At 67.0% G+C, this 24904-nt stretch carries 23 protein-coding genes; 9 read left to right on the top strand and 14 right to left on the bottom strand.

What is annotated here, in order from left to right:
• The first annotated feature begins 109 nt into the window (after positions 1-109).
• A complete protein-coding gene (locus AC1DNC_RS14365; protein ID WP_476863195.1) occupies positions 110-1255 on the top strand; it encodes a tyrosine-type recombinase/integrase in 1146 nt (381 codons plus the stop codon).
• A 182-nt stretch (positions 1256-1437) separates the two neighbouring features.
• On the opposite strand, the gene AC1DNC_RS14360 is transcribed toward AC1DNC_RS14365, so the two are convergent.
• Entirely contained in the window at positions 1438-2415 is a 978-nt protein-coding gene (locus AC1DNC_RS14360) for a cation diffusion facilitator family transporter (RefSeq protein WP_476863194.1), read from the bottom strand.
• Between the two features lie 111 nt (positions 2416-2526).
• Between AC1DNC_RS14360 and AC1DNC_RS14355 the strand changes: the two genes are divergently transcribed.
• Together AC1DNC_RS14355 and AC1DNC_RS14350 are read left to right on the top strand one after the other, a co-directional pair.
• Positions 2527-3573 (top strand): M4 family metallopeptidase, encoded by a 1047-nt coding sequence (locus tag AC1DNC_RS14355; protein ID WP_476863193.1) that lies wholly within the window; start codon positions 2527-2529, stop codon positions 3571-3573.
• Positions 3574-3612: 39 nt separating this feature from the next.
• Positions 3613-3924, top strand: a complete 312-nt coding sequence (locus AC1DNC_RS14350) for a protealysin inhibitor emfourin (RefSeq protein ID WP_476863192.1) — start codon at positions 3613-3615, stop codon at positions 3922-3924.
• Here the strand turns inward: AC1DNC_RS14350 and AC1DNC_RS14345 are convergent.
• A complete protein-coding gene (locus AC1DNC_RS14345; protein WP_476863191.1) occupies positions 3921-4886 on the bottom strand; it encodes a GlxA family transcriptional regulator in 966 nt (321 codons plus the stop codon). The two genes, AC1DNC_RS14350 and AC1DNC_RS14345, sit on opposite strands and share 4 nt — an antisense overlap.
• Positions 4887-4967: 81 nt before the next feature.
• On the opposite strand from AC1DNC_RS14345, the gene AC1DNC_RS14340 reads away from it, so the two are divergent.
• Together AC1DNC_RS14340 and hrpA are read left to right on the top strand one after the other, a co-directional pair.
• On the top strand, positions 4968-5135 hold the full coding sequence (locus tag AC1DNC_RS14340; protein WP_175322851.1) for a hypothetical protein: 168 nt from the start codon (positions 4968-4970) through the stop codon (positions 5133-5135).
• A gap of 79 nt (positions 5136-5214) precedes the next feature.
• Positions 5215-9264: an ATP-dependent RNA helicase HrpA gene (hrpA, locus tag AC1DNC_RS14335; protein ID WP_476863190.1), complete on the top strand. Its 4050-nt coding sequence runs from the start codon at positions 5215-5217 to the stop codon at positions 9262-9264.
• A gap of 56 nt (positions 9265-9320) precedes the next feature.
• Here the strand turns inward: hrpA and AC1DNC_RS14330 are convergent, their stop codons facing one another.
• The 4 genes from AC1DNC_RS14330 to AC1DNC_RS14315 form a co-directional block, all read right to left on the bottom strand.
• Entirely contained in the window at positions 9321-9749 is a 429-nt protein-coding gene (locus AC1DNC_RS14330; protein WP_476863189.1) for an HIT family protein, read from the bottom strand.
• Positions 9746-10912, bottom strand: coding sequence for an NAD(P)-dependent alcohol dehydrogenase (locus tag AC1DNC_RS14325; RefSeq protein WP_476863188.1), 1167 nt, complete (start codon positions 10910-10912; stop codon positions 9746-9748). The genes AC1DNC_RS14330 and AC1DNC_RS14325 overlap by 4 nt, the downstream gene beginning before the upstream one ends.
• A 103-nt stretch (positions 10913-11015) precedes the next feature.
• A complete protein-coding gene (locus AC1DNC_RS14320) occupies positions 11016-11453 on the bottom strand; it encodes an NUDIX hydrolase (RefSeq protein WP_476863187.1) in 438 nt (145 codons plus the stop codon).
• A 12-nt stretch (positions 11454-11465) separates the two neighbouring features.
• Positions 11466-11813 carry a hypothetical protein gene (locus AC1DNC_RS14315; RefSeq protein WP_476863186.1) on the bottom strand — a complete coding sequence of 116 codons (348 nt, stop codon included), beginning with the start codon at positions 11811-11813 and terminating at the stop codon, positions 11466-11468.
• A gap of 174 nt (positions 11814-11987) precedes the next feature.
• On the opposite strand from AC1DNC_RS14315, the gene AC1DNC_RS14310 reads away from it, so the two are divergent.
• Positions 11988-13526: an HNH endonuclease gene (locus AC1DNC_RS14310; protein WP_476863185.1), complete on the top strand. Its 1539-nt coding sequence runs from the start codon at positions 11988-11990 to the stop codon at positions 13524-13526.
• A gap of 31 nt (positions 13527-13557) precedes the next feature.
• Here AC1DNC_RS14310 and AC1DNC_RS14305 read toward each other — a convergent pair whose 3' ends face one another.
• Positions 13558-14433, bottom strand: coding sequence for a sulfurtransferase (locus AC1DNC_RS14305; protein WP_476863184.1), 876 nt, complete (start codon positions 14431-14433; stop codon positions 13558-13560).
• 63 nt (positions 14434-14496) lie between these two features.
• Here AC1DNC_RS14305 and AC1DNC_RS14300 point away from each other — a divergent pair, with 63 nt between their 5' ends.
• Positions 14497-15591 (top strand): PLP-dependent cysteine synthase family protein, encoded by a 1095-nt coding sequence (locus AC1DNC_RS14300; protein WP_476863183.1) that lies wholly within the window; start codon positions 14497-14499, stop codon positions 15589-15591.
• A 13-nt stretch (positions 15592-15604) separates the two neighbouring features.
• Here AC1DNC_RS14300 and AC1DNC_RS14295 read toward each other — a convergent pair whose 3' ends face one another.
• The gene (locus tag AC1DNC_RS14295; protein WP_476863182.1) at positions 15605-16261 is read right to left on the bottom strand and encodes an MBL fold metallo-hydrolase; all 657 of its coding nucleotides are present in this window, start codon (positions 16259-16261) and stop codon (positions 15605-15607) included.
• 106 nt (positions 16262-16367) lie between these two features.
• Here AC1DNC_RS14295 and AC1DNC_RS14290 point away from each other — a divergent pair, with 106 nt between their 5' ends.
• Together AC1DNC_RS14290 and AC1DNC_RS14285 are read left to right on the top strand one after the other, a co-directional pair.
• The gene (locus AC1DNC_RS14290) at positions 16368-16874 is read left to right on the top strand and encodes a Fur family transcriptional regulator (protein WP_476863219.1); all 507 of its coding nucleotides are present in this window, start codon (positions 16368-16370) and stop codon (positions 16872-16874) included.
• Between the two features lie 78 nt (positions 16875-16952).
• The gene (locus tag AC1DNC_RS14285; RefSeq protein ID WP_476863181.1) at positions 16953-17819 is read left to right on the top strand and encodes a hypothetical protein; all 867 of its coding nucleotides are present in this window, start codon (positions 16953-16955) and stop codon (positions 17817-17819) included.
• A 66-nt stretch (positions 17820-17885) separates the two neighbouring features.
• Here the strand turns inward: AC1DNC_RS14285 and AC1DNC_RS14280 are convergent, their stop codons facing one another.
• The 6 genes from AC1DNC_RS14280 to AC1DNC_RS14255 all read right to left on the bottom strand — a co-directional run bounded on the left by AC1DNC_RS14280 (position 17886) and on the right by AC1DNC_RS14255 (position 24776).
• On the bottom strand, positions 17886-18764 hold the full coding sequence (locus AC1DNC_RS14280; RefSeq protein WP_476863180.1) for a metal ABC transporter permease: 879 nt from the start codon (positions 18762-18764) through the stop codon (positions 17886-17888).
• Positions 18765-19580 carry a metal ABC transporter ATP-binding protein gene (locus AC1DNC_RS14275; RefSeq protein WP_476863179.1) on the bottom strand — a complete coding sequence of 272 codons (816 nt, stop codon included), beginning with the start codon at positions 19578-19580 and terminating at the stop codon, positions 18765-18767. It abuts the gene before it with no gap.
• Positions 19577-20503 (bottom strand): metal ABC transporter solute-binding protein, Zn/Mn family, encoded by a 927-nt coding sequence (locus AC1DNC_RS14270; protein ID WP_476863178.1) that lies wholly within the window; start codon positions 20501-20503, stop codon positions 19577-19579. The genes AC1DNC_RS14275 and AC1DNC_RS14270 overlap by 4 nt, the downstream gene beginning before the upstream one ends.
• A 105-nt stretch (positions 20504-20608) precedes the next feature.
• A complete protein-coding gene (locus AC1DNC_RS14265; RefSeq protein WP_476863177.1) occupies positions 20609-21670 on the bottom strand; it encodes a hemolysin family protein in 1062 nt (353 codons plus the stop codon).
• Positions 21667-23028 carry a hemolysin family protein gene (locus AC1DNC_RS14260; protein WP_476863176.1) on the bottom strand — a complete coding sequence of 454 codons (1362 nt, stop codon included), beginning with the start codon at positions 23026-23028 and terminating at the stop codon, positions 21667-21669. Before AC1DNC_RS14260 ends, AC1DNC_RS14265 begins: the two co-directional genes overlap by 4 nt.
• A gap of 281 nt (positions 23029-23309) precedes the next feature.
• Positions 23310-24776 (bottom strand): GuaB1 family IMP dehydrogenase-related protein, encoded by a 1467-nt coding sequence (locus tag AC1DNC_RS14255; protein WP_476863175.1) that lies wholly within the window; start codon positions 24774-24776, stop codon positions 23310-23312.
• Positions 24777-24904 lie beyond the last annotated feature (128 nt).

The raw sequence follows: 24904 nt of genomic DNA, 5'->3' as shown, positions 1-24904 counted from the left end.
GAAGGGCATTCTTCGCGGCAAAGGAAACGGAGCCAGTGTCGCGCCCAAGTACTGGCCTCTCGTGGACGAAATTCGCGCATCGCTCCCCAATTCTACGGAGGCTTAGCCCGTGGCCATTAATCGGCTGCCCAGCGGCGTAAAGCGCTGGGAGGTGGACTACTCGACTGCGGACAGAAAGCGCAAACGGAAGCGCTTCTCAACGAAAAAAGAAGCTGAGGCCTTTCAGGCTGAGACACTGCAGGCCGTGCGACGAGGCACCTACATTGATCCCAAGCTGGCCAACAAGACAACCGTCGACACCCTGTACAAGGAATGGATCGAAAGAATCCGCAATGTCGGCGCTACGGGGAGGAAGCCAGCCACGCCGAAGACCCTCGACAACTACCGCCGGGCCTACGAGAACTACATCTTGCCGAAGTGGGGCGACACGGTCTTATCCAACGTCAGGTATGAAGCCGTCTCGGATTGGATGACGACTCTTCGAGGCATGGACGGTGAAGCGGCGGGCGCCAGGACACGGCAACTGGTCGGCACTATTTTTGGGCGCCTCCTCGGATACGCCGTCAAGAAGCGCCTATTAGCGCACAATCCTGCTAAGGATGCTCTCGGCGGGGCGGACTACATTCCCGACGCAAAACGTCTCAAGAAACACACCTACCTAGCCATGCCAGAACTCGTGGCTATAGCCCGGGAGGCAGGAAGCTACGACCTGATGGTGATGCTTGCTGGCATCTGCGGTCTCAGGTGGGGGGAAATCACCGCACTTACTGTATCGAGCGTGACCCTGGGCGACCGACCCATGATCGATGTCGCCCGAGCCTATAGCGAGGTGTCAGGAAAGCTGATCTTGGGCACGACCAAGGGAGGGGAGGCAAGGCAGGTACCGATCCCCCACCTGATCGCCTCCCGCCTGGCCGCTGCCATGGAGGGTAAGGCGCCTGACGCAAGGATATTCAGTTCCACGCGAGGCGCTCCGCTTCGAAACAGCAAGTTCGCGTCAACGGTATACAAGCCTGCCATTGACCGGGCTGCTGCGGGTGCCGACAATTTTCCAAGACCAACTTGGCACGACCTTCGGCATACTGCGGTCAGCCTCGCTATCAGCGCAGGGGCAAACGTAAAAGTTGTACAGCGCATTGCTGGCCATGCCAGCGCGACCCTGACCTTGGACACATACGCGGGGCTCTTTGATGAGGACCTGCACGACAGCGCCGCACGCCTAAACATGAGGTTGGAAGGGCTCGGCTGGTCCTGACTCCTTAGTGCTGCGAACAACCAACTTGTCACTTTTTCGTCACCTCTCGGGCTCGAAAGCCCTGTAATTCGGGGAAGTAGGTTCTTTCTCCGGAGCAGAAGGTCGTAGGTTCGAATCCTATCGAGGGCACCAACAAAAACCCCGCCGTTTCAACGAAACGGCGGGGTTTTTACGTTCCTTCCTCAGACCCCTGCGCGGCTTCCCCCGGCCTCGAATTCCAGGCTGGCTTCGTCCGGCGTGGAAAGAGTCAGCACGGCTTCCTCCACCGTTTCATGGTCCTCCAGTTCGCGCTCGATCCGGCGCAGCGCCACCGCCACCTCGTGTTCGGGGTGGTCACCCTGCAGGTCCACGGCCGCGACCAGGTACAGCCGGCGGGGTCCGACAAACTCCAAGTGCAGGTACGTGAGCCGCGCGATGTCGCTGTGCTCCAACACCCGGCGGGCCATGGACTCTTCGATGTCCGGAGTGACGCCCTGGCCCACCAGGAAGCGCCGGTTGCGGTCGATCAGCACGACGGCGACGACGGCCAGCAGCACGCCCACGATGATCGAACCCACCGCGTCCGGCAGCGGCGAGCCCGTGACCTGGTGCAGGAATACGCCCACGAACGCCACCACCAGGCCGATCAGTGCCGCAGCGTCCTCCGCGAAGACGGCACGGAGGGTGGGATCGGAGCTGATCAGGACCTGCTCGAGGGTGTGCCGCTCCAGCTCGTGCGCCGCCTTCCGGGTCTGCCGGAACGCCTGGATGAAGGAGATCCCTTCGAAGACGAAAGCCACGGCAAGGACCACATAGGCCACCGCAAAGTCGGCTGCGGGCTCCGGCGCAATGATCTGTTGGATGCCGTGCATGATGGACACCACTGCACCCGCGGTGAACAGCCCGAACGCTGCGAACATCGACCAGACGTAGGCTTCCCGTCCATAGCCCATGGGGTGACTCTTGTCCCGCGGCCGGGCCGAGCGCCGTTCCGCGAAGAACAGGAACACCTGGTTTCCGGTATCCGCCCAGGAGTGTGCCGCCTCGGCGGTCATGGAGGCCGATCCGGTTAGAACCGCGGCCACCGACTTCGCCGCCGCCACGAGGACGTTCGCCGCGAAGGCGATGATGACCGTCAACAGGGTCGAGCCGGGTTTCTTTTTCTGCTCCGTTTGCGCCATTGGCCTACCGTATCCAACCGGCCGGCGTCGGCGCGCACTTTCCGGCTCCCCTGCCAAATGTCGGCGGGCGCTCGTAGGCTGTTCGCATCGGCAGAAGCAAAGGGGTCTCACATGTACTGCTCCATCATTCCTCCCTACCTGTTGCGCCGGCTGGCAGCGCAGCACCATGAACCTCGGCTGCTGGTCGCGGCCCGTGCCGCCAAGGAAGCCCTGCAGCACGTCAAGAGCTTCCAGGCATCCCGGGCGGCTCCGGCCCCCGCGGTGCCTCCGGGGCTCCGGCAGCTCACCCCCGGCCCGCCGCAGCGCACCGTCTACGATGCGAAAGCCTCGGAGAACCTGCCCGGCGTGCTGGTGCGTAAAGAGGGTGAACCCGCCACCGGGGACCCGGCAGCCGACGAGGCGTATGACGGCCTCGGCAGCACGCACCGGCTGTACGCCGAGGCCTTCGGACGCAACTCGATTGACGGCAACGGCCTGCCCCTGGATGCCACCGTGCACTTCGGCCAGCGCTACGACAACGCATTCTGGGACGGCAAGCAGATGGTCTTCGGCGACGGTGACGGCCAGGTCTTCAACCGCTTCACGGCTTCGCTAAGCGTGATCGGTCACGAGCTCGCGCACGGCGTCACCCAGTTCTCCGCGGGCCTCGCCTACCGGAAACAGGCCGGCGCCCTCAACGAGTCGCTCTCGGACGTCTTCGGCGCGCTTGTGGAGCAGTACGTGAATCAGCAGACCGCGGCCGAGGCCAGCTGGCTGATCGGCGAGGGTCTCTTTACCGATCAGGTGCAAGGCACCGCGCTGCGCTCCATGAAGGCTCCCGGCACCGCCTACGACGACGATGTGCTGGGCAAGGACCCGCAGCCGGACTCGATGGATTCCTATGTCCACACCAGCGCGGACAACGGCGGGGTGCACCTGAACTCGGGCATCCCCAACCGTGCCTTCTACCTTGTCGCGACAGCCCTGGGCGGGAATGCGTGGGAGACTCCCGGCCGCATCTGGTACGACACCCTGACCGGCGGCTCGCTGCCCGCAGCCGCCACCTTCACCGCCTTTGCGAAGGCCACCGCGGCGTCCGCCAAGGAGCTGTACGGTGCGGAGTCGGCGGAGCATGACGCGGTCCGCAAGGCGTGGGAAACTGTCAAGGTGAAGCTATAACCGGCTCCTGCCAAAGGATTACCCCGAGGAAGCACCCCCGTGAAAATAACCGTCCAGCGCAGCGGTGGCGTTGCCGGGATGGAGCGCGTCTGGAGCGTGCAGGCGCTGACCGACGATGACCGGAACCAGTGGCAGCCGCTCGTCGAGGCCTGCCCCTGGGACGACCTGCCGGGCCCGGCGCAGGAGGGCGCCGGCGGCGTCCCGCAGCCGGACCGCTTCGTCTACCGGATCCGGGCCGGCCAGCGCCGCGCCACGCTGCCCGAACGGGACCTCGTCGGCCCGTGGCGGGCCTTGGTGGATTGCACCCGGGCGGCGGCGGAGGCCCCCGGGCAGGCGGGCCACTCCGGTTAGACCGCCGCCAGGTGCCCGCGGAAAGTCCGACGGTAGGACTGCGGGCTGGTGTCCAGCACCTTGGCGAAGTGGTGCCGGAGCAGCACCGAGTGGCCAAACCCGGCCTCCCGGGCAATCTCGTCGATGTTGAGATCGGTGGTTTCCAGCAGCTCCTGTGCCCGCAGCACCCGCTGCGAATTCAACCAGGCGGCGGGAGTCGCGCCGGTCTCTGCCCGGAAGCGCCGGGCAAAGGTGCGCGGCGACATGTGCACGCGGGCGGCCAGCTCGTTGACGGAGTGCTCCTCGTCCAGGTTTCCGACCATCCAGCGCAGCAGTTCCTCCATCGGCTGCGATCCGCACCTCGGCATCGGCCGGTCGATGTACTGGGCCTGGCCGCCGTCGCGGTGCGGCGGAACCACCATGTCCCGGGCGATGCTCGCGGCCACGTTGGCGCCGAGCTCCACCCGGACCAGGTGCAGGCTGGCATCGATTCCTGCGGCGGTGCCGGCACTCGTGATGATCCGCCCATCCTGGACGTAGAGCACGTTTTCATCGACCAGCGCGGCCGGGTACCGGGCGGCGAGCTCCTGCGAGTAGTGCCAGTGGGTGGTGCAGCGGCGCCCGTCCAGCAGCCCGGCCCGGGCTAAGGCGAAGGCGCCCGAACAGATTGACATGACCCAGGCGCCCCGCGCGTGCGCGGCCCGCAGCGCTTCCAGGACGGATTCCGGGACATCGGAGTCCTTGCCGAACGGGGTCATGATGACCAGGTCCGCGTCCGCGGCCGCTTCCAGGCCGAGCCCCACATGCATCGACAGGCCGGACTTCATCGGAACGTCTCCGGGTTCCGGGGTGCAGACGCGGAAATCGAACGCCGGGACCCCCGTGCCGCGGTCCGATCTGTCGACGCCGAACACCTCGAAGGCGGTCCCGAATTCGAAGACCGAGAAGTTGGGAACCACGATCATCGCCACTGAATTGATCATGTCTCCAGTGTGGCAGAAATTTTAGCTTATTGGTCGTTTCTGCCACTTTTTTTGCCTCCCCCACCGGAGAACCATGGAGGTATGGAACTCATCGGAATCGCCCTCATCGTCCTGATCCTCGCCGCCGTCGCCGCCACCCTCCGGGCCCTCCGGAAGGACGGCCTTGGGCACAATCCGCCGGTCCGCTCGGAAGAGTACTGGATGGCCCACGACCTCCCCAGCACCAGCTACACGCTGCGGTTCTTCTAGACCCCTCCCTCCAACCCGCTGCCCGGCCCCGCTCAGGGACCGGGCAACCCTATGTCCGGCGGCTAGACTGTTTGCAGCCATGACACTGCATATCTCCTACCCCGCCGAGCTGCCGGTCTCCGAGCGCCGCGAGGACCTGATGGCCGCCATCGCCGCCAACCAGGTGACCATCATCGCCGGCGAGACCGGTTCCGGTAAGACCACCCAGATCCCCAAGATGTGCCTGGAACTCGGCCTGGGCGAAAACGGCCTGATCGGCCACACCCAGCCGCGGCGGCTCGCCGCCCGTACGGTGGCGGAGCGCATCGCCGAGGAACTTGGCGTGGAGATCGGCCAGGAGGTCGGCTTCCAGGTCCGCTTCACCGGCGAGGTCAGCCGCTCCACCAAGGTCAAGCTGATGACCGACGGCATCCTGCTGGCCGAGATCCAGCGCGACAAGCTGCTGCGCAAATACAACGCGATCATCATCGACGAGGCGCACGAACGCAGCCTCAACATCGACTTCATCCTCGGCTACCTCAAGCGGATCCTTCCCCAGCGCCCGGACCTGAAGATCATCATCACCTCGGCCACCATCGATCCGGAACGCTTCGCCAAGCACTTCGGTAGCGACGAGGAGCCCTCCCCCATCATCGAGGTCTCCGGCCGCACCTACCCGGTGGAGATCCGCTACCGGCCGCTCTCGCAGCCGGCCGGCGGCCCCGCCGGCGGGGAGGGAGACGGAGTCGGAGAAGGCACTGCCTCCGACGACGAACTAGAGGAGGACCGCGACCCGCTGGACGCGGTGTGCGACGCCGTCGACGAACTCGCCCTCGAAGCCCCGGGCGACATCCTGATCTTCTTCTCCGGCGAGCGCGAAATCCGGGACGCCGCGGAGGCGCTCAACGCAAGGATCCAAACGAATCGTCGGCTGGCCGGCACCGAGGTCCTCCCGCTCTTCGCCCGCCTGAGCCTGCAGGAGCAGCACAAGGTCTTCCACCCCGGCAGCAAGCGCCGGATCGTGCTGGCCACCAACGTCGCCGAAACCTCGCTCACAGTTCCCGGCATCAAATACGTCATCGACACCGGCACAGCCCGTATCTCTCGCTACTCGCACCGCACCAAGGTCCAGCGGCTGCCGATCGAGCGGGTCTCCCAGGCCTCCGCCAACCAGCGTTCCGGCCGCTGCGGCCGCGTCTCGGACGGCATCGCGATCCGGCTGTACTCGGAGGGGGACTTCGAGTCCCGGCCACTGTTCACGGACCCGGAGATCCTGCGCACCAACCTTGCGGCAGTGATCCTGCAGATGACGGCCATGGGCGTGGCCCGCGGGCCGAAGGACGTGGAGAACTTCCCCTTCGTGGAGCCGCCTGACTCGCGGGCCATCAACGACGGCGTCACGCTGCTGCGCGAACTCGGCGCCCTGAGCGCCGCCCGCCCGCAGGAGAGCACGGGCGACGGCGACGGCGGTCCCCGCGACGGCAGCCCGCGCGACAGTCAGCGCCGCGGCTCGGGCCGCCCCGGCAGCGGGCTGACCGCCGTCGGGCAACAGCTGGCCCAGCTGCCGGTGGATCCCCGGCTGGGCCGGATGATTGTGGAGTCCGGCAAGCGCGGCTGCGTCCGCGAGGTCATGATCCTGGCCGCGGCGCTGACCATCCAGGACCCGCGCGAACGTCCGACGGATAAGCAGCAGCTCGCCGCGGAGAAGCACGCCCGGTTCCGGGACGAAAACTCGGACTTCACCGGCTACCTGAATTTGTGGAACTACCTGCAGGAGAAGCAGCAGGAGCTCTCCTCAACGGCCTTCCGCCGGCTCTGCCGCAACGAGTTCATCAACTACCTGCGCGTCCGGGAGTGGCAGGACCTCTTCGCCCAGTTGCGCCAGCTCGCCCGGCCGCTGGGCATCAGCCTGGACAACAAACGCCTCACCGATCCCGTGGGCAACCACGAGGGCATCCACATCAGCCTGCTCTCGGGGCTGCTGAGCCACATCGGCATCCTCGACGAACGCAAGCGTGAGTACGCCGGCGCCCGCGGCAGCCGCTTCGCGATCTTCCCCGGCTCGGCGCTGTTCAAGAAGTCCCCCACCTTCGTGATGGCTGCCGAACTGGTCGAAACCAGCCGGCTCTGGGCGCGTGTGGCCGCCAAATTCGATCCGCTCTGGGCCGAGCAGGTGGCTCCGGACCTGGTCAAACGCAGCTACAGCGAACCGCACTGGTCCAAGAAGATGGGCTCGGTGATGGCCCATGAGAAAGTCACGCTCTACGGGGTGCCGATCATCCCCAACCGGCGGGTCAATTACGGTCGCGTGGATCCGGAGCTCTCTCGCGAGCTCTTCATCCGGCACGCCCTCGTGGAGGGCGACTGGCAGACCCACCACAAGTTCTTCCACCGCAACCGTGCCCTGCTGCAGGAAGTCGAGGAGCTCGAGGCGCGGATGCGGCGCCGCGACATCCTGGTCGATGACGAGACACTGTTCGAGTTCTACGATGCCCGGATCGGCAAGGGCGTCGTGTCCGAACGCCACTTCGATAAGTGGTGGAAGGAGGCACGCCAGCAGGATCCCACGCTGTTGGACTTCGACCAGTCGCTGCTGATCAGCGAGGACGCCGACGCGCTCGACGATTCCGCGTATCCCAAGACCTGGCTGCACAAGGGCTTCGAGCTGCCGCTGAGCTACGAGTTCCATCCGGTGGCGCCCGGTTCGCCGCCGAACCCGTCCGACGGCGTCACCGCCGAGGTCCCCGTGCTGTTCCTGAACCAGCTGGACGATGCGGCGTTCCGCTGGCTGATCCCGGGCCAGCGGGTGGAGCTGGTCACCGCGCTGATCAAGTCCCTGCCCAAGCAGGTCCGCAAGAACTTCGTTCCCGCGCCGGATGTCGCCCGCCAGGCCGTAGCCGCGCTTGAGGCCGACTTCGATCCCGCGACCGACGAGCTGGAGCCCTCGCTGGAACTCGTGCTGCGCAGGCTTCGCGGCCAGGTCATCCCGCCGGGGTCCTGGAACTGGGATGCCGTCCCGCCGCACCTTCGGGTGAGCTTCCGGGTGGTGGACTCCCGCGGCAAGGTGCTGGACGAGGGCAAGGATCTGGCGGCGCTCCAGGAAAAGCTGGCACCCGCCACCCGACGGGCCATCGCCGAATCACTCGGGGCAACTCCTTCGACGGTGGGGCCGACGGCGCCCAAGGCAGCATCGGCGGCTGCCTCCGCCGGCCGGACAGACGGCAAATCCCCCGGTTCGGCCGCCGGGCCGGCGCAGCCCGCCCAGACCCCGGGCGGCTTCACCGAGCTTTCCGGCCTCAAGGACTGGACCTTCGGCACCGTGCAGCGCCAGGTCCAGGGAACCGTCAAGGGCCACACCGTTACCGGCTACCCGGCGCTGGTCGATGAAGGATCGTCGGTGGCGCTACGGCTGTTCCAGACTGCCGGCGAGCAGGCACAGTCCATGCGGGGCGGCGTCATCCGGCTGCTAGCGCTGAAGGTCCCGCCGCCGGACCGCTACGTCCTGGAGCACCTGAACAACACCGAGAAGCTGACGTTCAGCCAGAACCCGCACGGCTCCGTCTCGGCCCTGATTGCGGACTGCGCCCTGGCCGCGATCGACAAGCTCACCCCGGCCGAGTTGCCGTGGGATGAGGCCTCCTTCAAGGCGCTGTACGAGCAGGTTCGCGCCGAACTGATCGACACGGTCTTCACGGTGACCGCCGTCGTCGAGCGCATCCTGGCCAGCACGCGGCGGATCGAGAAGCAGCTCAAGGGCAGCACCAGCCTCGCCCTGATCAGCGCGCTCAACGATGTGAAGAGCCAGCTTGGCCAGCTCGTCTTCCCTGGCTTCGTGGCACGCACGGGCTACGCCCAGCTCAGTCAGCTGCCCCGCTACCTCGCCGCGATTGAGAAGCGCCTGGAAAAGCTGCCCACTAACGTCCAGCGCGACGGGCAGCACATGTCCGTCATCCAGGGCCTTGAGGACGACTATGACGACGCCGTGTCGGCTCTGCTGCCCGGACGGCGCGCGGGGACGGAGTTAACCCACGTCCGCTGGATGATCGAGGAGCTCAGGGTGAGCCTGTTCGCCGTCGAGCTCGGGACCGCCTACTCGGTGTCCGAAAAGCGCATCCGGACCGTGCTGAACAAGGCGCTGGCGCCGGCGTAGCCCCCTGGGGAGTACTGCGCCGACGCCAGAACTTGGGAACTAGGCCTCCCTTGGAACTAGGCCTCGGGGACGTGCTCCGCGTGGCCGGCCTTCCGCAGGCCCTCACGCAGCGTCTCCGCGTTGGCATCGAGCCGGGCCGGGTCCGGGTGCTGATCCACCGAGCCGAAATCGAAGTCCGCCATCGAGTTGGAGGGCCACACGTGCACGTGCAGGTGGTTGACCTCGTAGCCGGCCACGATCAGGCCTGCCCGGGCGGCGTCGAACACGTCCACCTGGACCGCGCCGATCTTCCGGGCAACTTCCATCACGCGGGCCAGCACCTCCGGGGAGGCGTCGGTCCAGCGGTCCACCTCCTCGGTGGGAACCACGAGCGTGTGGCCGTCGGCCAGCGGGCCCACCGTCAGGAACGCGACGACGTCGTCCTCGCGCCAGACAAAGCGGCCCGGGATCTCGCCATTAATGATCTTGGTGAACAAGGTGCTCATGCATCAGCCTTTTCCGCCGGGGACCCCAGGGTGCCGGCGTCGAGGACAAACCGGTACTTCACGTCGCCGGCCACCATGCGGTCATAGGCCTCGTTCAGCTGGTCCGCGCGGACCAGCTCGATGTCTGAGACCACGCCGTGTTCGGCGCAGAAGTCCAGCATCTCCTGCGTCTCGGCGATGCCGCCGATCAGCGAGCCGGCGTAGGCGATCCGGCGCCGGATCAGGGCGCCGGGGTTCACCGGCGGCATGGCTTCCGAGGGCAGGCCCAGCTGGAAGAGGGCTCCGTCAACGCGCAGGGTGCGGAAGTACGGGTTGAGGTCGTGCGGCGCGGCGACGGTGTCGATGATGACGTCGATGCTGCGGTCGGCGGCTTCCATTGCGGCCGGGTCCGTGGAGAGGACAACGTGGTCGGCTCCCAGTTCGCGGGCGGCTGCGAACTTCCGTTCCGACGTCGTGAAGACCGTGACCTCGGCGCCCATGGCCTTGGCGATCTTGACCGCCATGTGGCCGAGGCCGCCGAGGCCGACGACGCCCACGACGTCGCCCTCTTCGACCTCGAAGTGGTTCAGCGGCGAGTAGGTGGTGATGCCGGCGCAGAGCAGGGGTGCCGCGGCGGCCGGATCCATGCCCTCGGGGACCCGCAGGACGTAGTTGCGGTCCACGACGATTGAGGTGGCGTAGCCGCCCTGGGTGATGGCGTCAGCGTTGCGGCGATCCTTGGCGCCGTACGTTCCGGTCATGCCGTTCTCGCAGTACTGCTCCAGGCCGTCCAGGCAGCTCTCGCATTCGCGGCAGGAGTCAACCATGCAGCCGACGCCGACTCGCTCCCCCACGGTGAAGTCGTCGACGGCGGAGCCCACCCGGGTGACGCGGCCGACGATTTCGTGTCCCGGGATCAGCGGGTAAGTGTTGCCGCCCCATTCGCCGCGGCTGGCGTGCACATCGGAGTGGCAAAGGCCGCAGAACTCGACGGCGATCTCGACGTCGTCCTCCTTGGGGGCGCGCCGGGCCACGGTCAGCGGAACCAGGCCGCTGTCGGGGGCCGTGGCGCCGTAGGCGGCTGCGAGGGTGGGAGCGGCAGTGCCGTCAGTATAGGCTTGGGCGTCGTTGAGGTCGGGCAACGGCTTGGCGAGGGGCGGCGGTACGGGGCGTCCTGGAGTCATGGTTCGACGCTACCCCCGGAAGTAGGCGCTCTGCCACTTTCGTGCGGGTGCAAAGGATGCGCGGTGATGAAGCCAGCCGGTTTCAAAGACGATCGTCTTTGATCTACCCGTTTCCATGAGCGATACGCCCGATGAAGGCTCCCTGTCCACCTGCAAGTACATGGGCGTGCTTTAAGCTGATCCAGGAAACCTCAAAGCGTGTGGGTTTCCCGACGCCATCATGGCTCTCCTGCCACTCCCATTTTTCAGGCAGATCGGCATCATCGGCAGCGATGTGGAAATAGTGGCGTACATGCATCGCATCGGCGTAGGGGCGCATGTCGTATTCGCCAGCTCCCAAATACTTTACGATCCTGAGATTTTCTAGTCCCGTTTCTTCGAAAGCTTCACGCAGGACGGCATCCTCAGGCAGCTCTGCCCGCCTGATAGTTCCAGCCGGTACCTGCAAACCAGTCTGTTCCAATGGGAAATCGATGTGCCGAATCACTGCAACACAGCCATCCCGGACGATGTATGCCACAACTTTCTGGGGACGATTCATAGACCTGAAATCCTAACTGGCGCTAGTTACACCGGTCTCAAAGACGATCGTTTCCGTCGTCGGATTGTTGTCGCCCGGCGTCCCGAAGACGCGGGTCATGCGCGGCACATCCTCAGGTCCGCCGTCGCGTGGAAGTGCCCGTTCCATCCACTTAACGAAAATCTCCACCGGGCGGCCCGCCGCCTTGGCTTCCGCCCAGCCGATTGCTGCGACAACGTCGGGGGCGTCCCGGACATCCCACTCGTCAAGCATCCATGAGTAGCCCTCGATGGTCGCCGGGGTCCAGATGCGGACCCGGTACTCTGCGGGTCCATCAGATTCCCCGATGGCCGCCTCAGGTCCGACAGGTCGAATGTCCATCGGCAGATCCTACTCCTGCGGATCCGAATCACCCGGCAGGTGCGGGCAGGGCGGACGCTGACCGCGGTGGAGGCCCGCGCCGGGCTGCGGGGTGGTGGTGGTCGGCGCCAGCCGGGATGGTTGACCTTGCGGGAGGCGGGCTTAAATGTCGTAGGCCACTGGGAACATTGACCTATGGAAGGCATTCGGCAGCTCGACATGGATCCGGCGCGGCGGGTTCCCGCGCCGGAACGGGCGTTTTCGGTCGCTGAGCTGATCCGGCTCTCGGCTGAACTGCCGCCCCCGGTGAGTGCGGCCCACCTCATCGACGAGATCCGTTCCCTGGAGGACCTCAAATCCGCCGCAGCGGCCCGGCAGGCCCGGTTGTCGGTCGCGTTCGATCTGCTGCGGCGCCGGGGGCGGGCCGACGCCGGGATGCCAACAGACCAGCTCGGGGCCGGAGTTGCCGCCGAGATCGCCCTCGCCCGGCGGGAATCCCCGGCCAAAGGCTCCCGACTGCTGGGCCTCGCCAGGGCCTTGGTCACCGAGATGCCGCACACGCTCGCGGCCCTGGAAACCGGTCGGCTGAATGAATGGCGCGCCACCCTCCTGGTCAAAGAAACCGCTTGCCTGTCCGCGGCGGACCGGGCCGCCGTGGACGAGGAACTCGCCGCCGATACCGGGACCTTCGACGGCGCCGGAGACCGGACCATCACCTCCGCGGCCAAGGCCGCAGCGTACCGGCGGGACCCGCGCACGGTGACCGAACGCGCCGCCCACGCTGCCACCGAGCGGCACGTCAGTCTCCGCCCCGCTCCGGACACCATGTGCTACCTCACCGCCTTGCTGCCCGTCGCGGCCGGTGTCGCCGTGCACGCTGCCCTCACCCAGCACGCCGACGCCCTGCGCTCCGCCGGCGACCCCCGTTCCCGGGACCAACTGATGGCCGATGCTCTCGTCGAACGCACCACCGGAAAAGCCGGCGGGATCAGCGGCGTCGAAATCCAACTCGTCATGACCGACCGCACCCTGTTCCAAGGCGACAGCGAACCCGCCCGTCTGCCGGGCTACGGTGTTGTCCCCGCAGGGTGGGCGCGGAAGCTGCTCCAGGACGCGCCCACCCGCGTCGGCGTCGGCACCCCCACCACCACCGCGGACGGCAATGCGACTGCTGCCGCCGACAGCCAAGCCAACGAACGCGCCTTTACCACCTGGCTCCGCCGCCTCTACACCGCCCCGGCCACCGGCGAACTCACCGCCATGGACTCCCGGGCCCGCATCTTCCCCGCAGGGCTCCGGCGCTTCATCCAGGTCCGGGACCACACCTGCCGCACCCCGTACTGCGACGCGCCAATCCGCCACCTGGACCACATCGTCCCCTGGCACGACGGCGGAACGACCAGCCTCAGCAACGGCGCGGGACTCTGCGAAGCCTGCAACCACGCCAAAGAAACCCCCGGCTGGAGTGCCCAGCCCAGACCCGGGCCGGGGCGGCACACCTTCCAGCTCACCACCCCCACTGGCCACACCTACCACTCCACAGCACCCCCGCTGCCCGGCAGAGGCAGCGGCGCGCACCTGGCGCTGCGGCCGGAACAGCGCCGCAATGTTGACGGGAAGACCGTGGCCCCGGCTGGAGAACTCCACGGCAGGAGAATCCGGTACCGGGAGAAAATCGGGCACCCCGTCGCGGCCAAGGTGGGCATCGGCTCAGCAGTGAAGGGGGCCGCCTAGCCGAAAAGCATCCGATGTATCTTGCGCTGGGTCACTGCGCGGCTGTCCGGCTGCTTTGTGACCCATCACCCTGGGGAGCCGCACCGGTGACGACGGCCTTGGAAGGATTGTTGGACCACTCCGAAAACGAGCCTGGGTACAGCGCCGCGGGGAAGCCCGCAAGCTCGAGCGCGGCGATCTCGTGGGCAGCGGTCACCCCGGAGCCGCAGTACACGGCAGTGGGCCGGTCCGCCTGCACGCCGAAGCCAGCAAAGCGTTCGCGCAGCGCGGCTGCCGGCAGGAACCGGCCGTCCGCCTCAAGGTTTCCGGTGGTCGGCGCGCTCACCGCGCCGGGGATGTGCCCGGCGCGCGGATCCACCGGCTCGATCTCGCCGCGGTATCGCTCCCCGGCGCGGGCGTCGAGCAGCAGGCCATGGTCGGGCCACGCAGCAGCGTCGTCAGCGTCAATCACCGGCATGGCGCCGTCGGACAGTACGACGTCGCCGGGCTCTACGACGGGTTCGCCGGTTTCGACGCCGAAGCCGGCCGCGCGCCAGGCGGCGAGGCCGCCGTCGAGCAGCGACACCGTGGGGAAACCGGCATTGCGCAGCATCCACCAGAGCCTGGCCGCCGCGAGGTTGCCGGTGTCGTCGTACGCCACCACAACATCACCGTCCCGGACACCCCAGCCGCGCGCGGACTGCTGGAATTGCTCCAGCGGCGGCAAGGGATGGCGTCCCCGGCTGGGATCGGCCGGACCGGCGAGTTCTGTGGCAAGGTCCACGAAGACCGCCCCGGGAAGGTGCGCGGCCACATAGTGCTCCCGGCCGTGCGGGTCGCCGAGCGCCCAGCGAACGTCGAGCAGCACGGTCCGCGCGCCTGAGTCCAAACGATCCTTGAGTTCGGAGACAGTCATAAGGGTGTCCATCCGCCCACTGTAACGGGGCTCCCGCCTCCACTGGCCATGCACCGCCGCGGGTAGGCTGGGGCGGTGACCAAAGCGCGCCAGCAGGACCGGGATTGGGCCGACGAAGCCATCCGCAGGATCAATGCCGAGAACATCAGATCAGCAGACACACACCTTTATTCGGTGCCCCTGCCGGAGCGGTGGGGCATCCAGCTGTACCTCAAGGATGAGTCCACCCACCGCACCGGAAGCCTCAAGCACCGGCTGGCCCGCTCGCTGTTCCTGTTCGGGCTGGTCAACGGCTGGATCCGCGAAGACACCACCATCGTGGAGGCCTCCAGCGGCAGCACGGCCGTCTCCGAAGCGTATTTCGCGCAGCTGCTCGGGCTGCCGTTCATCGCGGTGATGACCCGGACCACCAGCCGCGAGAAGATCGCCCTGATCGAACAATTCGGCGGCTCGTGCCATCTGGTGGACCACGCCTCGGAGGTTTATGCCGCCGCCGAGGACCTGGCCCGCAGCACCGGCGGCCATTACATGGACCAGTTCACCTACGCCGAGCGCGCCACCGACTGGCGCGGCAACAACAACATCGCTGAGTCGATCTTCGGCCAACTCGCCCTCGAAGAGCACCCGGTCCCCCGCTGGATCGTCGTAGGCGCAGGCACCGGCGGGACGAGCGCCACGATCGGACGGTACCTGCGCTACCAGCGGCACGACACGCAGCTCGCCGTCGTCGATCCCGAGAACTCCGCGTTCTTCCCCGGCTGGCTGGCCAGCCGCAAGGGCGACGCCGGAACGGAAGCCCCGGGCCTGCCGTCCCGGATCGAGGGCATCGGGCGTCCCCGGCTGGAGCCAAGCTTCGTCCCTGCCGTGATCGACCACATGATCCAGGTGCCCGATGCCGCATCAGTGGCGGCCATGCGGCACCTGCGTGACTACGCCGGACTGCACGCCGGCCCGTCCACCGGCACGAGCCTCTGGGGTGTCTGGCAGCTGATCGCCCAGATGATCGCCGAGGGGCAGCGCGGCAGCGTTGTGTCCCTCATGTGCGACGCCGGCGACCGGTACTCCGGCAACTACTACAGCCCGGAGTGGCTGCAGTCGCAGGGCCTGGACCCGGCACCGCACCAGGAGACCATCCGCGGCTTTTTTGCGACCGGCGTGTGGCCCGAGTAAGCGGCGGGCGAAGCTAGACCTCCACGGATTCGCCGCTGGAAAGGTGCCGGTATTCGGTGCCGTACCTAGCGCCAATCCGGGTGACATGTGCTTCCACCAGGCCGCGTCCCGCGTCGTTGAGCAGGGCGTCGTGGATGGGGAAAGCCCGCGGCGCACGCACGCCGATAACGAAGTCCACGACCTCGCCCACCTTGTTCCACGGCGCGTGGATGGGCACCAGCAGGGTCTGCACCTCGATGCCGTCCGGAATCGCGAAGGAATCCCCCGGGTGGTAGACGTTGGAATCCACCAGGAAACCGACATTCGCAACCACCGGGATCTGCGGATGGATCAGCGCGTGCTGGCCGCCAAAGCTCCGAATGGCGAAGCCGGCCGCCTCAAAGCTTTCGTCGGCAGCCACCGTGGAAATCCGCTCCGCAGCATCCGGCGCCTTGCCGCGCAGCTGGGACGCCACGCCGTCGGGAGCGAACAGCTGCAGCTCCTTGTTTGCCAGCAGGGCGCCCGAAACGGCGTCGACGTCGATGTGGTCCGCGTGCTCGTGGGTGATCAGGACGGCGTCGGCGCCGGCGAGGGCCTGCTCAGTTTCGGAAAACGTTCCCGGGTCCAGCACCAGCACCCGGCCTTCCTTTTCGAGGCGGACGCAGGCGTGGGTGAATTTCGTAAGCTTCATCCGGCCAGCCTATGGCGCCCTGCGAAGCGGTGTCCACGATCTCCGGCTGGTAATCTGGGACCTTGCCCATTCCCGCAGTATGACCACCAGCGAAGCGAGTTTCCCCATGTCCCAGGGCGCCCCCACCGGCGGCAGCCAGGCGCCGGCCGGCACCGCCGCCGCTGGCCCGAACGGACAGCCGGCGGCCAAGGAACCGCCCAAGGAACCGGGCAAGGAACAGCGCGTGACGAAGCAGCGCCTGGCCGTCAGCGCCGCCCTGGACGAACTGGCCGACTTCGTCAGCACCCAGGAACTGCACCGCATCCTGCAGGAGCGGGGTACCTCGGTCTCCCTCGCCACGTCCTACCGGATCCTTCAGTCGCTCGCCGATGACGGCCTGGTGGATGTGCTGCGGAACGCCGACGGCGAGGTGGTCTACCGGCGCTGCGCGGTCACCGGCCACCACCACCACCTGCTCTGCCGCAACTGCGGCAAGGCCGTTGAGGTCGAAGCGCCCGCCGTCGAGGCCTGGGCGGCCCGGATCGCGAGCGAGCACGGCTTCACCGCCGTTGAGCACACCGTGGAGATCTTCGGGCTGTGCCCGGAGTGCACCGCCCTGCAGGCCGGCAACTAGCAAATCTCGACTGGTGCTATCGGTCCTAAAACACCGGTTCCGAGCACAATTCGATGACCGGCCCTTAGGATCGGGTCCATGGACGAGCTGGATGATGGCGAGAGGACCCGGATCCTGTCGGAGTTGGCTGAACGCGTGTGGGCGGAGTTCCGGCTGTCGACGGCGGACGAGGACCGGCTTAAGGCCGAGTGGTCGGCCAATGTTTCCGAGGAAAGACTCTTGGCCCTTGGACTGACGGCGGAACGCCGCCGAGAAGCCGCCCTGTTTTCGGCGCAACTGCGGGAGTGGGAGCGCGGCCATAGGAGGACCCAAATAGCGGAAGGGCTCAAGTCTTTCGGCACGTTCTCAACGGAAACCCTGGCTGCCTTCGACCGCGACCTGCGCTCCGACGGACCATTTGCAGAGGCGATGGAGATCAGCCTGCACGACGGCACCCCGCAACCGAGCCGTTGGCATAAGCATGGGAAAACCGAGAGCCTTGTCCGGGGAATCCAATCCAAGTTCTCGGGTGAGCGCTTTATCCGGGACTTCCTCACGTTTCAGCCCTACAACTACGAAATTATCTTGGACGCGTACACGGCACTCGGACTCACCGCGCCCGTCGGACTTACGGAATTTGCCGCGCAGGAGTATTCCCTGCGGGCGGTCGAGGAAGTCCTGCTCATCGGAGAGGCTCTCCGACAGGTCCAACGAAGCCGGCAGCACGATCTGGTGATCGGCACCGGTTACAGCGCAGGGGACGAGATGCATGAACGATGCAAGCATCTCCAACACCTGACGCCCCACTTCGCCCGCTGGATCCTCACTGAATCGCCATCGGACGCGGCCCTCGTCGAGAAGCTCTTCGTAGGACGAGGGGGCGTCTTCGGACTGACGCTGGAAGGACTCTCATCCGATGACTTCCTCCGGGTCCTCCACCACTATCGTGCACGCCGCAAACGCTAGTTGGCCCAGCGGCGCCGGCGTGCCAAGGTCAGTAGCCAGGCCCCGGGTGATCCTCGATCCGGTGCGTCATGATGCCGGCGCGACAGTCCGGCCGTTGTAGCCGCGGCGGTCCCGGACTCCACCGATCACCCGGCACACCACGTAGATCAGGAAGGACAGCGTGGTCACGTAGGGGCTGATCGGGAGCCGGCCGCCGAGTGCCAGCAGGATGCCGCCAACGGTTGCCGTCACTGCGAAGACCACGCTCAGGAGCACCACGAGCCGCGGCGACGAGGTCACCCGCAGGGCCGCGGCGGCCGGAGTGATCAGCAGTGCCAGCACCAGCAGCGCGCCGACGATCTGGATGGACAGTGCCACGCTCACGCCCAGCAGCAGCATGAAGCCCAGCGCCAGCCCGCGCACCGGGACGCCCCGCGCCGCGGCCACCCTGGGGTCCACGCTCGCGAAGGTCAGCGGCCGCCAGATGGCGATCAGCGCCAGCATGACGACGACGGCGGCCACGGCCAGCACCTGCAGCTGCACCGTGCCGACGGAGACAATCTGGCCGGTGAGCAGGCCGAACTTGTTCGCCGCACGCCCCTCGTAAAGTGAGAGGAAGAGAATACCCAGGCCCAGCCCGAAAGGCATCAGCACCCCGATGGTCGAGTTCTTGTCCCTGGCCCGGACCCCCATCAGCCCCAGCAGCAGGGCCGCCACCACCGAGCCGGCGAGCGAGCCCAGCACCACGTCGGCGCCGACCAGCAGGGCGAAGGCCGCGCCGGCGAAGGAGAGTTCGGAAATGCCGTGTACCGCGAAGGCGAGGTCTCGCTTCATCACGAAGGTGCCCACCAGGCCGCCGAGCAGGCCCAGCACCGCGCCGGCCCAGAGGGAGTTCTGCACCAGGTTGAGGAGTTCGCCGTAATTCTCGAAGTTGAAGATCGCATGGATCACGCTGTCCAAGTCCATCTAGCCCACCTCCCCCGCCACCGAGTGGGCGTCCTCATGGTGGTGCGTCGTCGCATCCGGCAGGCCCACCACAATCAACCGGCCGTTGGCGCGGATCACTTCGACATGGCTGCCGTACAGATCGGACAGGACCTCGGTGGCCATGACCTCCTCGGGCGTTCCCACGCGGAAGCGCCCGCCGGCCAGGTAGAGCACGCGGTCGACGTAGTCCATGATCGGGTTGATCTCGTGCGTCACGAAGATCACGGCGCTGTCCTGCTCGTGGCACTGCTTGTTAATGAGCGCACTGACCGCCTGCTGATGGTGCAGGTCCAGCGACAGCAGGGGTTCGTCGCACAGCAGCACCTTGGGGTCCGTGGCGAGGGCCTGCGCCACGCGCAGCCGTTGCTGCTCGCCGCCGGAGAGCTTGCCCACCGGGACCTTGGCGTAGTCCTGCGCGCCCACTTCGGCGAGCAGCCCGTCGATCCTGCGGTTCACCCTGCCCCCGCCGAGGCGGATGCCCCAACGGTGACCGTCGACGCCGAGGCCCACCAGGTCCCGGGCGCGCAGCGGGGTGTCCGGGTCGAACGACTCCTGCTGCGGGACGTAGCCGATCCGCCGGCTTCCGCGGGCGATGGGCTGGCCGTCCAGGGTGGCCGTCCCGGAGCTCAGGTCCTGCAAACCCAGCAGGACTTTAAGCAGGGTGGTCTTGCCGCTGCCGTTAGGCCCCAGCACGGCGAAGAACTCGCCGGGATTGATGTCCAGGTCCAGGTTCTCCCACAGGGTCCGGTCGCCGAACGTGAGGGAGGCTCCGCGCAGGCTGACGACGGGTGTCAACGGGTTTTTCCGCTCTGCTTGAGGGCCTGGGCCAGGTGGTCCACGTTTGCGGACATCCACTGCAGGTACCCCTTGCCTTCCGGCAGGGTCTCGCTGAAGTCCACCACCGGAACGCCCGCGGCGACGGCGGCGTCCTTGAGCGCCCGGGTCTGCGGGCCTTCCGTTTGCGGGTTGTAGGCCAGCAACCGGATCCCGCCGGACTTCACCACGTCGACGGCGGAGCGCAGAACGGCGGGTGGAACGTCCGAGCCGGATTCGATGGCTGCGCTGTATTCGGCCGGCGTCCGGTTCTCCAGGCCGGCCGCTTCCAGCAGGTAGAGCGGCACGGGCTCGGTGACCGCGACCCCGCCGCGGGCCGCCGATGCCTTGAGCCCCGACAGCCGGGTCTCCAGGCCGCCGAGCTCCTTCTTCAGCGCCGCGGCGTTGCTCTTGATTTCCCCGGCCGAGGCGGGTTCCAGGGCGGCCAGCTTCTCCGCCAGCGCATCGGCCAGCCGGCTCATCGCGCCGGGGCTGTACCAAACGTGTTCATTGAAGGTTGCCGGGGATCCGGAGACCAGGCCGGAGATGCTCACGGCGTTGAGCAGGTTCTTTTTATCCAGCCCGGTGTCCGCGGCCAGCTTGTCCAGGAAGTCGTCGTAGCCGCCGCCGTTCTCCACCACCAGTTCGGCCTTGGAAACGGCCAGCTTGTCCTGCGTCGTGGCCTCGTAGGAGTGCGGATCCTGGCTGGTCCGGCTGATAATCGAGGTGACCCGCACCTTGTCGCCGCCGACGCTGCGGACGATATCGCCGTAAACGCTGGTGGAGGCGACCACCTCGACGACGCCGTCGCCGGCACCCGGCCGGTCGCCCGACGTCGGGCCGCAGGCACTCAGCAGGAGGCTGCTGAGGCCGGCCAGGAGAACAGTGGCGGCGGAACGGCGCACGGGAATACCTCGGATCTGTTATTGAGAAGCGTTAGCAACACACCGAGTCTAACCCTAAATAGGAATGATTCCTATTTAGGGCCAGACCCGTGTTGCCAGCCTCCGCTAATCCTGCCCAAGCCTGCGGTAGCCGGTTGCCTGCGTCGCGTCCCTGATCTCTCCGACCAGCTGCTCGATCACGTCCTCCAGGAACAGAACGCCCTGGGTGTGCCCGTCCGGGCCGATCACACGGGCAAGGTGCGAGCCGGTGCGCTGCATGACCGACATCGCCTTCTCGATCTCGTCGTCCATGGCCAGGTTGGCCAGCGAGCGGATGCGGCTTTCCGCAATAGGGTGCTGGTAGCCGGCCTCCGGAATCGAGAGCACGTCCTTGATGTGGAGGTAGCCCGAAAGCATGCCCTCATCGTCCAACATCGGGAAGCGCGAGAACCCGGTGCGGCTCACGGCCTTCTCGAACTCCTCAGGCGTGGTGGCTGCCTTGAGCATCACGAGCTTGTCCAGCGGAACCATGACCTGGGACGCAGTGTGTTCGGAGAACTCCAGCGCACCCGTGATCAGGCCCGCGTCATCGTCCACCAGGCCGTGCCGGGTGGATTCCTGCACGATCGACTGGACCTCCTCAAGCGTGAAGGAGGAGGTGACCTCATCCTTCGGCTCGATCCGCATCAGCTTCAGGATGTGGTTGGCGGACCAGTTGAGGGCCACGATCGCCGGCTTGACCGCCCGGGCGATGAACATCAGCGGCGGGGCCAGCAGCAGGGCCGCCTTATCCGCCACCGAGACGGAGATGTTCTTCGGCACCATCTCGCCGAACGTCACGTGCAGGAAGGTGACCGCCAGCAGCGCGATGGCAAACGCCACGACGTCGGCCATCTCCATCGGGACCCCGAGCGCTTCCAGCGGGACGGCCATGAGGTGGTGGATGGCAGGCTCCGCCACCTGCAGGATCAGCAGCGAGCAGACCGTGATCCCGAGCTGGGCGCAGGCCAGCATGAGCGAGACATTTTCCATCGCCCGCAGCGTGGTCTGGGCCCGCTTGGACCCGGACTCGGCGAGGGGCTCGATCTGGCTGCGGCGGGCGGACATGACAGCGAATTCGGCAGCCACGAAAAACGCGTTGCCCACCAGCAGAATGGCGAGCCAGAGGATTCCCAGCCAGTCGCTCATGCGGCACCGGCCTTTCCGGCAGCATCGATCCGCCCGTTGTTTCCGCCATGCGGTTCGTGTTCCGCCGGAGCGGGCTTGAAGCAGATACGGTCGATCCTTCGCCCGTCCATGCGGGTGACGCTGAGCTTTCCGCCTCCGACGTCGACCGTGTCGCCTACTACCGCGATCCGCCCGAGTTGGCTCATGACGTAGCCGCCGACTGTTTCATAAGCCGCCTCATCCGGCACGCTGAGGCCCGGAATCTGCTCGGAGAGTTCGTCCGGGCGCAGCAGGCCCGGGAAGTACCAGTCCCCCGAGGCGCTCTGCAGCAGCCCGGGCCGCACCTTGTCATGCTCGTCGGCCACTTCCCCGACAATTTCTTCCACGAGGTCTTCCAGGGTGGCGATCCCCGCGGTTCCGCCGTACTCATCCAGCACCACGGCGAGCTGCAAATTGCCTTCGCGCAGTTCGGCGAGGAGCCCGTCAAGGTGGATCGTCTCAGGCACCCGGAGCACCTCGGTCATGATCGCCCCGGCTTCCAGGTTGGCGCGCCGGTCCACGGGAACGGCGATGGCCTTCTTGACGTGCACCACGCCGCGGATATCGTCCGAGGACTCCCCGATTACGGGAAAGCGCGAGTAACCGGTGCGTTTGGCTGCCTCGATAATGTCCGAGACCGGCTGGTGGCCGTCAATGGTTTCCACCCGGATCCGCGGCGTCATCACGTCCGCGGCCGTCCGTCCTGAGAACTTCAGGGTGCGGGAGATGAAGTTGGCGGTCCGTTCGTCCAGGGTCCCCATCGCGGCCGAGCGGCGAACCAGCGAGGCAAGCTCGGCCGGGGTGCGGGCACCCGAGATTTCTTCCTTTGCCTCGAGGCCGAAGACGTTCAGGACCTTATTGGAGAAGCCGTTGAGCACGATGATGGCCGGCTTGAAGATCGCGGTGAAGACCAATTGCGGCCGGGCCAGGGCCTTGCCGACCGGGAACGACAGCGCGATGGCCATGTTCTTCGGGACCAGCTCGCCGATCAGCATCGACAGCAGGGTGGCCAGCGCCATCGCGAGGACCAGCGAGACCGATACGGACGCGGCTTCCGGCAGTCCGAGGGCCGTCAGCGGGCCTTCGAGCAGCTTCCCCACCGAGGGTTCCATGACGTAGCCGGTGAGCAGGGTGGTCAGCGTGATGCCGAGCTGACAGCTGGAGAGCTGGGTGGAAAGGGATTTGAGGCACTTCAGCAGCGGGACGGCGGCGGTGTCACCGTTGTCCACGGCACGCTGCACGGTGGCCTGGTCGAGGGCGACCAGGGAAAATTCGACGGCGACGAAGAAGCCCGTGCCGAAAATAAGGAGCAGTCCTGCTCCGAGCAATAACCACTCCATTTAGCGGCCCGCCTTGAAATGGCGAAGGATGCCGTGCCGGAGCGGCTGCCGGGGGAAACGTCCCGGCGGAGGATGGTCAGCCGAGGCCGACCCTGTTTCCTGTAGGGCACTCTGTCCGTGGAACGATGCGTTCCGTGCAGCGGATGAGTGATGGGCGCGTGAACGGGGTTTGCCGGCTCTGCGGGTGGACTGGGCGGGAACGGATTCCGTTCCGCGCTGACAGCCCCCAGGCCGGCACCTAGATTTACTGTCCATAAGAGTTTCAGTCTACAGCTTGGCGATCACCAGCTCTGCGGCACCGGACGGCCTTCCTCGTAACCGGCCGCCGACTGGATCCCGGCGACGGCCCGCTCCCGGAAGGCAGCCAGATCGGCCGCGCCGGCGTAGCTCATCGAACTCCGCAGGCCCGCAGTGATCATGTCCAGCAGGTCCTCAACGCCGGGGCGGGTCGAGTCCAGATACATCCGGGAAGTGGAGATGCCCTCCTCGAACAGGGCTTTCCGGTCTTTCTCGTAGGCATCCTCGCGCTGGTTGCGGTTCTGTACCGCCCGCGCCGAGGCCATCCCGAAGCTCTCCTTGAACTGGCGGCCGCTGGCGTCCAGCTGCAGGTCGCCGGGGCTCTCGTGCGTCCCGGCGAACCAGGAGCCGATCATGACCTGGCTCGCACCGGCGGCCAGGGCCAGCGCCACGTCCCGGGGGTAGCGGACGCCGCCGTCGGCCCACACGCGGCCGCCCGCAGCGCGTGCCGCGGCCGAGCACTCCAGCACGGCGGAGAATTGGGGACGGCCCACCGCCGTCATCATCCGGGTAGTGCACATGGCGCCGGGACCGACGCCGACCTTGACGATGTCCGCGCCGGCCTGGATCAGCTCGCGGGTTGCGTCGGCGGTGACGACGTTGCCGGCCACTACCGGCACTCCGGGGTTCAGGCTGCGGACCGCGGCCAGGGCGTCGAACATCTTCTGCTGGTGGCCGTGGGCGGTGTCCAGCACCAGCACATTGACGCCGGCGGCCAGCAGCTCCGCGGCCCGGCCGGCGACGTCGCCGTTGATGCCGACGGCGGCGGCCACCTTGAGCGCGCCGTCGTCGTCGAGGGAAGGCCGGTAGAGCGTCGAGCGGAGCGCTCCCTTGCGGGTGAGCACGCCGGCCAGGACGCCGTCCTGCTGCACCGGGACAAAGTCGGTACCGGCGGCGTCCATCGCGTCAAAGGCCCGGCGCAGCGCCACCGACGCGGCGTCGGAGCCCGCGCCGGCGTCGAACTCCGCGGCGTCCAGCACAAGCGGCTGGTGGCGCATCACGGAGGCCAGAGACGCGAACCGGTCCTGGCCTTCGAAGTCGGCGGCCCGGACGACGCCGGCGACGGCCCCGGCGTCGTCGACGACCACCACCGCGCCGTGCGGACGCTTGCCCATCAGGTGCAGGGCATCAATCACGGTGTTCGACGCGCGCAGGCTGACCGGCGTCTCAAAGACCGTGTGCCGGGCCTTGACCCAGGCCGTCACGCTCCGGAGCACGTCCAGCGGCACATCCTGCGGCAGCACCGCCAGGCCGCCGCGGCGCGCCATCGTCTCGGCCATCCGTTTCCCGGTCACCGCGGTCATGTTGGCGACGACCAGCGGGATCGTGGAACCGGTACCGTCGTCGGCCGACAGGTCCACGTCCAGCCGCGAGGTGACATCGGAGCGCGAGGGCACCAGGAAGATGTCCGAATAGGTCAGGTCTGTGCTCGGCTCACTCAAAAAACGCACGGCTGCTCCTTCATAGAGGGTCTCGTTTGTGATTCTAGAGGCACTCGGCGGACGGCGCGGTTCAGGCCCGGCAGCGGCTCCCCCGTGCCCGATCGGACGCCGTTGCGGCTCGTGGATGATTTGAGTCA

It is taken from the genome of Arthrobacter sp. 01N442, assembly GCF_056399345.1.
The sequence above is the reverse complement of the archived record's forward strand: the minus strand, read 5'-3'. Positions and strand labels throughout refer to the sequence as shown.